Annotated in this window: 12 protein-coding genes; 9 read left to right on the top strand and 3 right to left on the bottom strand. The window is 49.8% G+C overall.

Annotated elements, in window-relative coordinates:
• Positions 1-1,040 precede the first annotated feature (1,040 nt).
• The 3 genes from AV929_RS20835 to AV929_RS20825 form a co-directional block, all read right to left on the bottom strand.
• Positions 1,041-1,610, bottom strand: coding sequence for a hypothetical protein (locus AV929_RS20835; RefSeq protein ID WP_064289237.1), 570 nt, complete (start codon positions 1,608-1,610; stop codon positions 1,041-1,043).
• Positions 1,603-2,529: a ParA family protein gene (locus AV929_RS20830; RefSeq protein ID WP_064289236.1), complete on the bottom strand. Its 927-nt coding sequence runs from the start codon at positions 2,527-2,529 to the stop codon at positions 1,603-1,605. Before AV929_RS20830 ends, AV929_RS20835 begins: the two co-directional genes overlap by 8 nt.
• A gap of 289 nt (positions 2,530-2,818) precedes the next feature.
• Positions 2,819-5,365, bottom strand: a complete 2,547-nt coding sequence (locus AV929_RS20825) for a bacterio-opsin activator domain-containing protein (protein WP_064289235.1) — start codon at positions 5,363-5,365, stop codon at positions 2,819-2,821.
• Between the two features lie 133 nt (positions 5,366-5,498).
• Between AV929_RS20825 and AV929_RS20820 the strand changes: the two genes are divergently transcribed.
• From AV929_RS20820 to AV929_RS20785, 9 genes are all read left to right on the top strand, one after another.
• Positions 5,499-6,155: a hypothetical protein gene (locus AV929_RS20820; RefSeq protein ID WP_155120797.1), complete on the top strand. Its 657-nt coding sequence runs from the start codon at positions 5,499-5,501 to the stop codon at positions 6,153-6,155.
• A 219-nt stretch (positions 6,156-6,374) separates the two neighbouring features.
• The gene (rdfA, locus tag AV929_RS20815) at positions 6,375-7,079 is read left to right on the top strand and encodes a rod-determining factor RdfA (protein ID WP_064289233.1); all 705 of its coding nucleotides are present in this window, start codon (positions 6,375-6,377) and stop codon (positions 7,077-7,079) included.
• A gap of 132 nt (positions 7,080-7,211) precedes the next feature.
• Entirely contained in the window at positions 7,212-9,062 is a 1,851-nt protein-coding gene (locus AV929_RS20810; RefSeq protein ID WP_064289232.1) for an archaea-specific SMC-related protein, read from the top strand.
• A 103-nt stretch (positions 9,063-9,165) separates the two neighbouring features.
• On the top strand, positions 9,166-9,534 hold the full coding sequence (locus AV929_RS20805) for a hypothetical protein (RefSeq protein WP_064289231.1): 369 nt from the start codon (positions 9,166-9,168) through the stop codon (positions 9,532-9,534).
• A 317-nt stretch (positions 9,535-9,851) separates the two neighbouring features.
• Entirely contained in the window at positions 9,852-10,040 is a 189-nt protein-coding gene (locus tag AV929_RS20800; protein WP_064289230.1) for a hypothetical protein, read from the top strand.
• 5 nt (positions 10,041-10,045) lie between these two features.
• Positions 10,046-10,306: a hypothetical protein gene (locus AV929_RS20795; RefSeq protein WP_064289229.1), complete on the top strand. Its 261-nt coding sequence runs from the start codon at positions 10,046-10,048 to the stop codon at positions 10,304-10,306.
• On the top strand, positions 10,306-10,587 hold the full coding sequence (locus AV929_RS20790; RefSeq protein WP_064289228.1) for a hypothetical protein: 282 nt from the start codon (positions 10,306-10,308) through the stop codon (positions 10,585-10,587). The genes AV929_RS20795 and AV929_RS20790 overlap by 1 nt, the downstream gene beginning before the upstream one ends.
• 55 nt (positions 10,588-10,642) lie before the next feature.
• A complete protein-coding gene (locus AV929_RS22985; RefSeq protein ID WP_080510121.1) occupies positions 10,643-11,887 on the top strand; it encodes a DNA cytosine methyltransferase in 1,245 nt (414 codons plus the stop codon).
• A gap of 118 nt (positions 11,888-12,005) precedes the next feature.
• On the top strand, positions 12,006-12,197 hold the full coding sequence (locus AV929_RS20785; protein WP_230458930.1) for a hypothetical protein: 192 nt from the start codon (positions 12,006-12,008) through the stop codon (positions 12,195-12,197).
• Positions 12,198-12,200: the final 3 nt, after the last annotated feature.

Here is a 12,200-nt window from a genome sequence, read left to right as displayed (position 1 = left end):
GAAATGAGGTAGGCGTTAAAAAAGTAGATGAGTATCTCATAAACCTGCTCAGGTGACGGTACGGCAGGGTTGGGACCAATCTCCCACCCCTCGGTTGGTGGTAACGGAGGCATTTTTATCAGAGGTTATGGACTGAGGGTACCTACGGCTCGTACGCGGGCATACTCGCAGGTGCGTTGCATATCTGTATCTGTGCACGCTTCATTACTCTTTCCCACGAAATTCAGGCTTCAGCACAAAGACTTCCCTAGGGGTATCTCACACAATCTGGTACTCCGACTTGCCGAGGACGACCTAGGATGGACGCTAATGAGGTCGGATCAGACCTCAAGGGCGACATAGATCCCGGACAGATTCACGAGAACTTCTTACACCAGGACCAAGCATATTGGCCTTAGATTGGGGTGAAACTCGCAGGAGATTTCATGTTCCGAGTGTACCACAAGTTTCGCATGTTCCGATACACATAGACTTTATCTCTCCCCCCGTGTGAGTTTAGTGAACACTCCCTCAGGAAGTCCAAGCATCCTCAGTGTCTCGAACGGATCGAGTGTATCGATACATCCAGTCACATAGATTATTCAATAAAACTGAGAATCTGAAACCATCGAAGGTATCGGAATATCTGAGTGTTCTGTGTGTATCGTATGTCCTGTATTATTCAAATGTGACAGCAGTTTCACAGCCTCGATACTTTTGCAGTTCCGTGTGTTGCAGATGATCCAGTATTCACTGAATACCCGGCTGTTCCACTAACCTACACTTCAGCGTTGTACGAGAAATGTATTTCCGTACATTATGTTTACTGTGTATTTCTATACACTCAAACATATTCAAAGACGCAGTACACACAGAACACAGAATACATACAGAACATATGAAACACACAAAACACGCAATACATACACAATATTTTGAAGTACGGTAAGTCCAGATGTTTCGTAGAGCCTGAGTATTCTGTATCTTCCAACTCAGACGGACTAAACAACAAGCGTATCCACGTAGCGATAAGCGAACAGGAATACAGAACTTTAGCAGCGCTACTTGTGCTCGCTGTACTCGGAGGAAACGAAGTCGATAAACTCTTCTCGGTGCTCTAGCAGAAATTCACCCATCTTATTCTCGATAGACTTTTTTTGGAAGCTCTCACCGACCTCTTTTTGAACGTCAATGTAGACTGAGTCCGCCGTCACACTGTCAGCGAACAAGCCGTCAATAACCTCCGGTAGCAGATTCCACTGCTTTCGTTGAAATTCACCAGGACGGTTGCCAAACTTGTCTGGTTGATGCTTCTTACAGTACGAGCTACCGGGTTGTGCATCATGATCGCACTGCGTTCCGTCTCGAGTGATCTCCTGACACGACGAAGTAGAGTTTCCGTCTAGGGCCGTAGACTGATCCGCCGGTTGCTGTGTCTGTGTTGAGGTTGACTCCGTGTCGTCGAATATCTCCTCTTTCGGTTGCTCATCTGTTCCAGAGATCGATTCAGCTGACTGTTCTTCTTGCTTGTCATCGGCATCGCTTTCAGTCGACTGTTTAGCCTCATCATCGTCATCTTCATCGGGATTAGCCAAGCTATCACCGAGTCCGGCGAGATCACGTTCACCCATTCGCTGGCACCTCCTCTTGGTCGGTCATATCTTCCCCTTCGCAGGAGTCGATTACCATTTGAGCAAGTGTATCGAAGTGCTTGATTTGATCGCAGTCAGCATCATACTTAGCAACCGGAAGCCCATTCTTGAACGCATCATTGATAGCCTTGCGTTCACGGAGAGCGGGTTTCGGAATATCAGTCAATGATTCTCCGGGTGTGTCGATCACCTCGAAAACATCAGGATCAACACGCGCATACGCTGGAAGGTATTCGCGGAATGTTTGATTTAGATCCCTCGTGATTGTTTGCTCGCCGCTATCTCGGCTGATGCTCTCATGCATCCTGTTCGGCGTGATCGCGACAATCTCGATTTCCATGTTGGCTTCCTTCCGGAGCGGGTCAATCGTACGCTCTAGGAGGCGGGCGAGGCCGTTCACCGTTCCAGCTTCAGGAGTGATTGGAACGATCGTCCGCTGGACAGCGACGAAAGCGGCGTCCAACATCTGTCCCTCACCACCGGGTGGGTCAATGACAAAATAGTCGTACCCGGCTTCGTAAAGGGGAGCCGCAATCTCATTGCGAATGCGGTTGATACCAAGCCGGGTGTTTTTCATTTTTGTAACAACCTCTCCCATCAGATTCGTGCTAGGGAGAAGCTTGACACCGAAGTCCGTCTCGATGAGGAGTTCTTCAGGGTCCAGATCCCCGAACATCGCCTTTCCAATGTGGTTTTCGTCATTGAGAACCTCCTCCTCTGTTTCATCATCAAGCAAGAGGCTCGTCAAATGGCAGTCGTGATCGAGGTCAATCATCACGACATCGTTCCCACGGTTTGCTAAGCGCTCGGCCACGTTGAGGCCGAGTGAGGTTTTCGTGACGCCGCCTTTCTGGAGCGCGGTGACTACACCTGGTAGTCCTTGAATTTCTCCTGTCATAGTTTTTGAAATGTCGGTTGTTCACTGGATGGCACTCCAACTCCAAACGAGATGCTAGTGGACTGCGTGTACCAGACACCTCGAACGTTTCGGAACACCATCAAACTCAAAGTAGGCGCTACACCACTTATTTCTTTGCGTGTATCGCAAGACGCAAGTCATACAAATAAGCCGTATGTTTCGTATGTTCCGGTACACACAAACTATTAGATCCAACATAAGTGCGAGCTGTGGTATTACAAGAACCGGTGTTCCGGTACACACAATCCCAAAGCAGGGTAGAGATTCGTTACTCGTAGATAATACTAAGAAGGTGACCAACAGCAGTCTGGCACTGCTTCGAGAACCCTGGTTGAGAGATACCGATTGACTCAGCCACTTCGGTTGCACTACTATCACGCGGATAATTGAAGTAACCAGAGTAGTAAGCGATATCGAGGATTTCTCGCTGCCGGTCAGTGAGCACCTCAAACGGAGACCCTTTTCCGCCAAGATCACTTTCTTCCTCAGCCTTTGGCCCCTGTTGAGAATGGAGAGAAACACTAGGGTAGCGGTTACGGACGCGATCAATGAAAGACTGGACACCCTCATCCCGTGGGATAGCCACCACAAGCGACAAATTATTACTTGTTGCCTCAGCACGAACTAACTCTGCACCGAGATCCGTAAGATCGAAGAGCGAAGAATCTCTGTGGGCAACCAATTCAAAGATGATCGTATCTGACTCGGATATCAACCGAAAGTCGTCAACTAGTGGGAATTCTTCCAATACCGCCACTGTGTCTTCTACAGATATTCGACCCTGGAAAGCCACGTAGACCAGATGCGTCTCGTCGCTTCGGTGCGTGATATGTTGAATTTCGATTTTCGACCCAACCTCTGACGCTAGTTGGATAAACGACTCCTCTTCGTCATCAATCGTTAATGAGACATCAACATTGTCATCGGACACTAATGCATCACGCTGGCTGAGAGTCTGATGAGCAAACCCAATTAGCTCTCCCAATTCAGAAAGTGTATCCAACGTCATATCTTCAACGCCACCAACCTTCTTGCTATAGACCGTCAGGACACCATGAAGAACGCTATCGTATAGTAGAGGGACGCTCAAGATAGATCGGTACTCGTTCAAAAGTGCTTGGTTCTTCCACTCGCTATTCTGAACTCCGCGAGCAATGTTCTTGTCAACGACCGGTTCTCGTTGCTCAACAACTGAAACTGCAGGCGGCGAATTCTCCGAATCGATATCGAAAGCAATTTCATCGATATACGAGTTGACGGGGTGTGATTTCGCTTGGGGGTCTAACTGATTCTCCGCATAATCCGGTTCAGCAATCCAAGCAAAATCAAATTGCTCAATTTCGACGAGAGAATCACAGACAGATTGATTGATATCAGAATGAGAATCCGCGTCCATAACCGTCTGATTGACTGTTCTAATTTGTTTGTTCAATTCATTCAGTCTGCCATATTTTTTCTTTTGTTTCTTCGACCGCTCCTCCCTCTCACGGATCTCTTGAATCTGGTTCACCTGGTCCATTGCAGTTTTCGCTGTCGAGCTTAGGATCTCAATAGCCTCCTCGCCAGCGCCGTCTAAGTCGTGTGAATCAGCGAATCCCGCAACAATGACCCCATACCCATCGATAGGAGATATGATAGTCTCCCGAACGTTGGAGGAGAAGAACTCGATTTCGGCCTTTTGATTAGTAGAATCAACTGACTTGCTCTCTAAGTCCTTGAAAGCCTGCCAAAGGGGGTTTTCACCCGCCTCAAATTTGGGCGGCTTCGACTTTCCGGTCCGTTGCGAATATGCTGCAGGATATAACTCGCCGGTTTCATCATCGTACAGGTATACAAACGGGCCGTTCAACTCGAATACATCAGACCCAGCATCAGCGACAATGTGAGCTACTTCTCCAATTGTATCAGATTGCGATGCTGCACGCGAAACCTTACTGACGGCCGCAAGTGACTCCTCACGAACAACCTTTTCAGTCGAATCCCAACCAATCCCTCGAACAAGAGTACCCTCACCATCAGGATGTTCCATCGGCACTAAGTAGGTCCGAATATAATAGTTGACGCTCGCTTGGTCGAGGACGCGGAAGTTCATGAAACGCGGCTCTGAATCCGGATTCATATCCATCATTGCCTCTTTCAATCCCTCACGGTCATCTGGATGGACAAACTCAGCCAACGTGTCTAAAGTCTGTTCTCGAAAGTAACACAGATCATCAGTTTCAGCTAATCCTTCGTAGAGAGAAAGGCTCCACGTATTGAGATCCACTTCGAAAATTCCTAGTTTCTCGATGTCCCATACGTGTTCATGTAAAAAGTCTGCATACGCCCGTTTTTCATGATCGTCCAGACGACCATCTTCGAACTGCTCTGCAACAGGTTTGAGACCGTCAAAAATACGCTCTTGGATTGACGTATATGTTGAGGCATCTAAGTCCTTGGGCACGTACTCCGTTACACCGTGTTCAATCGCTTTGCTTGCGATCTCTTCGCTACCAGAGCCAGTCCACATCAAGAATGGGACTTCGCCGTACTCATTCCGAACCCAGCTCAGGAGATCAAGCCCAGTACCGTCCTCCAGTTCATACTCTGAAACGACGTAGTCAATCCGTTCCTCTTCAAATAGTGTCGTTGCACCAGCAATTGTTGACTCGGTTTTAATATTGGCATTAACCGAAATATGCTCACCTTCCTCAGAGAGTGATTCAGCCAGTTCATCAAGTTCAGGAGACGTGCCAACTAACAGTATATTAATTTCATCAATAAGACTACAATTCTCACCCGCCTCACTTTGAGAATGTATAGAGTGGTTATACATATTACCACTGTCTGAGGTGGTAGTTTGCTAAAAAACCTTTGGTTATTAAGGTAGGTATTTCGTTGTCAAGTACGCATATGTTGGTGCTACAATATTCAAGCCCCGTTGGCTTGTGGAGATGGGGGACCTAATCATGGAGGGCCTAGATGGGAAGACCGAACGGTATCTGGCCCGAATAGCCAGCGAAATTGGCTATATCTACCGGGACTACTCGGACCAACCGACAGAAGAACTCTTCGCGAAGAAAGATGTCCCTCTCTACCACTGTAGGAAGATCAAGATTGAAGAGGAAAAGTTCGCCACCATATACAATTTCCCAGCAAACGTTGGCGAATTTGCTTCACGGCTCAATCAGAACACGAGTCAAGCTGACGAAGATGAATTCCACTACGCCGCAGACTGGCCCGTCCAGACCGACTCTGGATATGTCCATCACACCTTCCTCTTCGACACCCTCCCCCAGAGATCAGACATCAAAACAGCTCGACATATCAATAAGGTGTGGAAGCAGATAGACTGCAACGAGCTCAAGCAGTACTTCACATGCCGCGTCTGTTCTCAGCGCACACACTGGACAGAGACAGAAGGGTCCGCAGATGAGGAAACAGACATCTTCAGAGAGCGGGTGATGATGCTCGAAAATCAAATCTGTGATCACAGCACTCTGGAACGCGAATCGTCCACTCACGTCAGGACTAAACCAAAACAGAAGGATTCCAGTCACGAAGAAGTCGACTCCGAAAGCAACGAGTCCGAAGAAGCTCGAAACCAGACTCAGAAAGCAAATTGAAGACAACTTGCCAGTTTAGAAGTTGTCTGAGAAGGACCGGTTCGTAATTCACATTGAGGTTTCATTGATTTCTATTCAGCATTAATAACCAAGTCAAGGATTAGTTTTTGGTAATTTCCGTACTAACAACTGGTTTAAGGCCTTCCTAAAGCGGTTAGAGGTATTCGGAAGAGGTTTCATGAGGAAATCTTTTTCAATGAGAAATGTGTAGGTAGAACTATGGAACATTGCTGTAAGGTCGGCAAGAATATTGCTAAGTACGACCTTAAGCATGGCGTCGTCGGGGGTGATCTGGATCAGTATATGCTAGCCAGGTGGATGGGAAACAACGAATACCCAGAGACGGGTCTGCGGCCATTGACAACTTGGCTGAATCAAAAAATTCTGAAAACAGTCTATACTGAACACGATCGAAACACGCTTGACAGTCGGATTGAATCAGACCACGAAGCACTCACTAGCGATGATGACGAGAAGCGCTTCGCTATCATCGACGATCTGGAATCTGACGGCATCGATGGGGAGCAACTCCTTGATGATTTCGTTTCCACTACAACGCTCTACCGCCACTTCACTAACTGTCTTGACGAAGAAAAAACAAGGGACATAGGCGAGGACGATGCTGCAGCAGAAGGCGTTATGGAGAGAATCCAATACTCGCGAAACAACACCAAGGGTCACATCAGAGAGAACTTGAAGACCCTCGAAAACAGGGGGAAGATTCCCCATGCCACAGATGCAGATATCTCTATACCAGTCATCTTGGGATGCCCTGTTTGCTCTAATCAAGTACAGTTAGAGCGGGCGCTTGAGCGCGGATATATCTGTGATGAGCACATGAGTGAATCAGCTACCGGACCTGGAGAATCCTCCAGTTCCATTTCAGACGACAACGAACCACAACCCGAATCAACTCTTCTGTAATCTCCATCTTTCCGCTGCGTTGTTCCCATCTAGCCAGTCTCCAAACTGGTAGAGTTATCAGTACTGTCTTGGAGCGTCTGAAGGTGTTCTAAACAGAGCATTATTAAGCCATCCCACTCTATGTGAGATTATATGTGGGACCTCGACATCAACAACATCGGTGGAATTCGAACCGGGAAGGCAACACTCACCCCCGGTCTCAACACGGTTCAAGCTTCTAACTTCCAAGGGAAGTCCAGCTTTATGGCGGCCATCCGGACCGTCGTCGGCACCACAGGGATGTTCGGTGAGGACCACCCTCTTACAGAAGGCGAAAAGAGCGGTTCAGTCACCCTCAATGCAGACGGTGATGAACACGAAGTCACGCTCAGCCTAGAAACAGAGGAGACTATAACCCGAAGAGGGAACCCTTACCTCACAGACGAAACAGATCGAGTGTGTGCACATCTCTTCTCGTTCCTCGGAGAAAATAACCCCATTCGGTCTGCCGTCCGAAACGGTGAGGATCTAACCGAGTATCTTCAGGCACCACTCAATATCGAAGATATCAACGCCCAGATCGTCGAGCTCCAGAAGAAACGACGAGAAATCAAAGAAGACCTTCGAAAATCCGAGCAGTCTGCGAAACAACTGCCGTCAGTCCAAGAAGATATTACACAGTTGGAGCAGGAACTTGAAGAACTCCGTGACCAGCGCGATGAGTTGTCCGCAGAAGCCCCAAAGGACACTAATGCTAGCGACCTCAGTGATAAGCTCGGCAGCAAGCAGGGCAGTCTCGAAAGCACTGAAAAGGAAATCGGTCGCTTAGATTCGAAGATCAACCGCCGTGAAGATGCCCTTGAGGAGAAACAGGCCGAACTCAACGACCTTGAGGTCCCCTCCGAACCAGAATTGACCGCTGACGTTAATGAAAAAGAACAACGGGTCAACGACCTCAAACTTAAAATCAGTCTCCTTCAAGATCTCTACCGAGCGAATCAGCAGATTCTCGAAGAAGGAGAAGTCGAACTGGTGACAAACGTCGATCGAGGTATCGACATGGACACAATTAATTGCTGGGTCTGCGGGAACGATACAACCTCGGCAGATATTGAAGAGCAACTCAACGCACTCCAGCAGAAAATCAACGACCTTCGGGGTGAGAAATCTGACATCGAATCCGAAGTTGAAGATATTAAGAAAACGAAACGCGCAATTCGCAAGAAGAAGAACGAACGCGACCAACTGCAAGATGCCATCGGAAAGATCAAAGGAGATATTCAGGAAGCGAAAGCTGAACTGGAGCAAGCAAAAGAGCGTAAAGAGCGTCTTGAGTCCGAAGTTGAAGAGCTAAAGGCTGAAGTCGAGGAGGCGGAAGAAGAACTGAACGAAGAACTGACTGATATCAAATCCGAGATCAGTAACAAGGAACGGGAGTTAGAGCGGAAACAGGGACAGATCGAAGACTTGGAGGCTGAAGCTGAGAAGATTGACGAACTAGAGAATAAACGCGATGAATTACGTGAACAAATCAAGGAACTTCGCCAGCGGAAGAACAAAAAGCAGCACGAACTCGCGGAGGAGTTCAATGACGCGCTTGAAGACGTCATTGACAGGTTCGCACCTGGGTTTGATGGTGGCCAACTCGTTCCGAAGACCACGACAGAGGGTGGAGATATCGAAGAATTCGAACTGAAAATCGTTCGCGAGTCAATTGAAACAACAATCGACACGCTCAGTGAAGGAGAGCAAGAACTGGTGGGGATTGTCGTCGCCATCGCTGGCTATCGCACATTCAACGTGGACGAGCGCGTTCCAGCCATCCTTATCGACGGCATCAGCCAGCTGTCCTCAGACAACCTTCGGTACCTACTGGAGTACCTCGAAGATACAAGCGAGATGCTCGTGACAACCGCCTACCCAGAAGCTGGTGACTTCGAAGGAACCACAGTCGACCCAACCGAGTGGGACGTCGTCTCCAACTCAGAACCCGCAACGGCCTGACGATAGCACCGGAGTGTTATTTGTTTGCGGTCTGAAAAAAGAAACTTTGGAAGGACGATGTTAGGATAGGTTTATATCTCCCAACGCAGGTGGAAGAGCTCAAATGAAAAGTACGATCTTAATCAACCACGACGACGTAATGGTAAGCGGAGATGACGACCGGACAGAGAAAGCGAAGGCTGTCGAAGCAGCGGTCGAAGACCTCTTCGACGAAACTGATACTCTCGGACCAATCACAGTCGAGAATCTCGGAGTCAACCTCGGTGCGCAGCGCGACGACTGGGAAGAAGGCGAACCGTGCCCCGAGTGTGGATCTACGATAATCAGCGTCATGAACCTGACTGAAGACCGCTACGTGTCTGAGAGCGGTAAATTCGAGTTCGTCAAGAAGGGGGACGCGATCGGGCCGGACACCTCTTACGTGTGTGGTAACTGCGTCTCCTTCCTCAAGTACAGTCCAGCGACCGAATAGTCGCAAAAAGCGACCAATGGAGACCCATCACTGTCTGTGAAACAACGTTACTCTGTTTCAGTCCCTATGGGCGAACGCACAACGGGCACATAGCGCAGTTTTGTCTGTGGCGTAGCAGAAACCAGTGCAGGATGAGTATCGCGTTACGTCGCCGCACAGGCGATTTTACAGGATCCAGACAGGCCGAGCAGCCCAGCCAGAAAGAGCACCACAACAACTCGCCGTAGGGGGTAGTGACTCAACGAAAGGAGTATTCACTCTGAAAAAGTCCTTGAACTGGGCGTGTGAGAGTTTCTATCCACCGGAGGAAGTGAAGTATGACCTACGAGATCCCAGAGAATCCGCGGAGAGAAGCAGAAGTCGAAACTGCCCATGACAAACTCGCGACCGAACACGGACGAGACAACGTCCTCGTGACTGAGGTTGACGGCAACATCATCTCTATCGTCGGAGACAACGTTGGCACCATCGACCCTGTTACCGTCAACGTCGACGACCTCAAGTAAGCGCAATGGCAGGTCAAGAAACTGATTCCAAAGACGCACAACAGGACATCGGCTCGCAGGAGATTCCGGTTCCCGAGGAGTGGGAGTACATCGACGCCGAGCTCATCCCGCTATTCGAAGCCACAGTTGAGTGGTTCGAGTCCGTCTACGAACAGTTCTACTTCTCGACAGGCGTGTTGGTCAAGCAACCAGCCTCACTCCCAATGGCATCGAATTCAGTCGGTTTTACTGCGTCCATGGGAACGGCGAGGGCTATCTACAAGTGATGGAACGTTACGAAAACAGCAAGACTATCGAAGACGCGCTCGTCGTCAACGACCGGAAGGCCGCCATCGAAGCCGGCGAGCAAGCGACGTGGGTGAATGACGAGGGGCGCGATGGATTCTGGATTTCCGAATACGTCCCCTTCGAGGACGAAGTCACTACGACGGACAAGTTGATCGATGAACTCTCGAAGATTATGGTGAACCACCCTGACTTCGACGATCTCTTCGAGGAAACCGCAACGGTCGCTCACAAGATGTTCGACCTGGACGACGCAAAGTAGCAACGAGGAACTCCCGTTGTCACGCAACTATATCCGCGTCAAGTCTACTCTGACAATGACTCCAGAATTCGAAGGTCCCGACAACGCACCAACGGCTATCGATTTGTTCGCCGGCTGTGGCGGGTTCACGTACGGGCTGATGAACAGCGGGTTCCGCGTAAAGGCAGCGTGGGAAAAGGCGACACCTGAGTTTGGGACGTATCATCAGCACCACTGCCAAGCAAACGACATCACTCTCTTCCGAGACGCGACCGACGTCGACGCCTCGAAAGCCCCGGACGAGCTTACCCTTTTAGCCGGCGGTCCTCCCTGCCAAGGACTTTCGTCCAATCAAGGCGAAACGAACTCAGACGACCCGAGAAACCAACTTCTGTTCACGATGGTCGATTGGGCCGAAGCGACGAATCCCCAGCTCATCGCAATCGAAAACGTGACTGGATTACGCACTTGCCACACCAGACTCTTAGATGCACTTACTAGTGATCTAGAAGACTTAGGCTACGAGGTTGGAGTCATCTCATTGAACGCAGCAAGCTACGGCGTCCCCCAAACAAGAGAGCGGCTCTTCGTACTTGGGGTGAGAAACGACCTATCGCCGCCTGACCAGTGGGAGCCACCGCGGGTCTGCAACGAAGGCCAACAGCGGTTAAGTGACCTAAGAAGATCAGGATGGCCAGCGTCGTACTTGACGGTCAAGGAAGCAGTCAAAGACCTACCGGAGCCGCTCGAACCTGCATCCCCCAGTGAAGACCCAATTCACCACACGCTCGCAGAACGTCCTAGTATTGACGACAACCAACTCACTCGGGCACGGGTTGATCCGAATACAGTCTCTGGATTCATTACTCGCGACGGCGAACAGCAATGGATGCCGACAAATCACGTTGCCCAAGACCACGGAACCGACCATCGTGAAAAGATGGCTAGATATCCGTTGGGACATACTGGGCCACCGACGACCGCAAGGCGACTCCATCCGGACGAACCAGCACCTACAATGACAAACTCAAGTGGAACACCGCCCGTCCACTACCAAGGCGCGGCTCCCAGTCAGGAGGGGAACAGCGCAAACGTCCGGCGTCTCACTGTCCGTGAGGTCGCTCGAATCCAAACATTCCTTGATGAGTATACATTCGCAGGAACACGGGGAGAGCAGTACCGGATGGTCTGTAATGCGGTTCCGCCTGCGTTAGCCTATCATATCGGCCGCCATCTTCGGACTGAAATTCTTGAAGCGCAGACAAGCTATTCCAGCACAAACCAACTGGCAGGTCGAGCAAGTGCACCAGAAAGTGCCTGAGGTTGGTTTGGGCGTCAATATTATAAGAGGTGACCGAGAAGTGGTTATTGACCGGGCTAACCGGAGGTAAGCATCTATAATGAGTCTCACTGAGCGCGCAGGAGCGGCTAACAAGCGAATGGTACAGATCCTCAGCTTCATCGACGAGAATAGCGAAGCAGCCCGTCTCCAAGGAGCGGCAATCGCCGGCGTCCTTCTTGGCGGTTGGCTGGCCGCAACTGGAGTTGAGATGGGTTATTCGGCACCAGTCATCGCCTCGATAATGACGGTTGGAACAGCAACGGCGTTCGCAATCAGAGCTGTAGCATAAGGG

Source organism: Haloarcula sp. K1, assembly GCF_001647155.1.
Lineage (GTDB): Archaea > Halobacteriota > Halobacteria > Halobacteriales > Haloarculaceae > Haloarcula > Haloarcula hispanica.
The sequence above is the reverse complement of the archived record's forward strand: the minus strand, read 5'-3'. Positions and strand labels throughout refer to the sequence as shown.

What these genes read in the sequence shown, in the direction of transcription:
- AV929_RS20825 (WP_064289235.1), bottom strand. Translation starts at nt 5,365, where the DNA reads ATGTATAACCACTCTATACATTCTCAAAGTGAGGCGGGTGAGAATTGT.
- AV929_RS20790 (WP_064289228.1), top strand. Translation starts at nt 10,306, where the DNA reads ATGGAACGTTACGAAAACAGCAAGACTATCGAAGACGCGCTCGTCGTC.
- AV929_RS20785 (WP_230458930.1), top strand. Translation starts at nt 12,006, where the DNA reads ATGGTACAGATCCTCAGCTTCATCGACGAGAATAGCGAAGCAGCCCGT.
- AV929_RS20810 (WP_064289232.1), top strand. Translation starts at nt 7,212, where the DNA reads ATGTGGGACCTCGACATCAACAACATCGGTGGAATTCGAACCGGGAAG.
- rdfA (WP_064289233.1), top strand. Translation starts at nt 6,375, where the DNA reads ATGGAACATTGCTGTAAGGTCGGCAAGAATATTGCTAAGTACGACCTT.
- AV929_RS20800 (WP_064289230.1), top strand. Translation starts at nt 9,852, where the DNA reads ATGACCTACGAGATCCCAGAGAATCCGCGGAGAGAAGCAGAAGTCGAA.
- AV929_RS22985 (WP_080510121.1), top strand. Translation starts at nt 10,643, where the DNA reads ATGACTCCAGAATTCGAAGGTCCCGACAACGCACCAACGGCTATCGAT.
- AV929_RS20830 (WP_064289236.1), bottom strand. Translation starts at nt 2,529, where the DNA reads ATGACAGGAGAAATTCAAGGACTACCAGGTGTAGTCACCGCGCTCCAG.
- AV929_RS20795 (WP_064289229.1), top strand. Translation starts at nt 10,046, where the DNA reads ATGGCAGGTCAAGAAACTGATTCCAAAGACGCACAACAGGACATCGGC.
- AV929_RS20805 (WP_064289231.1), top strand. Translation starts at nt 9,166, where the DNA reads ATGAAAAGTACGATCTTAATCAACCACGACGACGTAATGGTAAGCGGA.
- AV929_RS20835 (WP_064289237.1), bottom strand. Translation starts at nt 1,610, where the DNA reads ATGGGTGAACGTGATCTCGCCGGACTCGGTGATAGCTTGGCTAATCCC.
- AV929_RS20820 (WP_155120797.1), top strand. Translation starts at nt 5,499, where the DNA reads ATGGAGGGCCTAGATGGGAAGACCGAACGGTATCTGGCCCGAATAGCC.